2 protein-coding genes are annotated in these 623 nt (G+C 54.1%); both read right to left on the reverse strand.

Annotated elements, in window-relative coordinates:
* Positions 1-105 precede the first annotated feature (105 nt).
* Positions 106-240: a hypothetical protein gene (locus tag ACOCD2_RS24855; RefSeq protein WP_293652438.1), complete on the reverse strand. Its 135-nt coding sequence runs from the start codon at positions 238-240 to the stop codon at positions 106-108.
* Positions 237-602: a Calx-beta domain-containing protein gene (locus ACOCD2_RS24860; RefSeq protein ID WP_293650828.1), complete on the reverse strand. Its 366-nt coding sequence runs from the start codon at positions 600-602 to the stop codon at positions 237-239. The genes ACOCD2_RS24855 and ACOCD2_RS24860 overlap by 4 nt, the downstream gene beginning before the upstream one ends.
* Positions 603-623: the final 21 nt, after the last annotated feature.

Consider the following 623-nt stretch of genomic DNA (forward strand, 5'->3'; position numbering starts at 1 on the left):
GCAGGATGCAGCAATCAGCGTATAGAACAAGCTCTAACGGGCAGTATGAACAAAATAGCAACTTTATTTCACCCGAAAATATACGGTGGAACAATGTTGCTTACTCTAAACTCTAGTAACATAACTGTCCGGCCCCTTAACTTCCAGGTCTGTCGTGCCCGGCGGGCAGGACTCATCGTCGATGATGGTAATCTGCGCCTGAGAGGGTGATCCTAGGGCTACACCCACCGGGTTACTCAAGACCAGCGTAAAGTATTCACTGCCTTTGCATCGTCATCGATAGAGATATTCAGGGATTTGCTGGTCTCACCATTCTGCAGCGTAAGCGTACCCGAACTGCTCACATAGTCGCTACCGCTCATGGCGGTATTGTCAACAGTCGCATAACCCACAGAAACCTGTCCAGCACTGCTACTGCTGCGGTTTACCGTCACGCTGACGCTACCAGCCGTTTCATCAACATCATAGTTTGCCTGCGCCAGGGGCAACTCAGCCGGCGACTCCCGCTGCCAGCCATGGAGAGCGAAGCGAAGGCTGGTAGACCCCAGTAGCCGCGAGGCCGCACTGTTTTCCCGGCGTGCCTTGCGCCAGAGGGAAAACAAAGTAGGCCTCCGAACGCGGCG

Source organism: Thiolapillus sp. (assembly GCF_048562965.1).
GTDB lineage: Bacteria > Pseudomonadota > Gammaproteobacteria > Chromatiales > Chromatiaceae > Thiolapillus > Thiolapillus brandeum_A.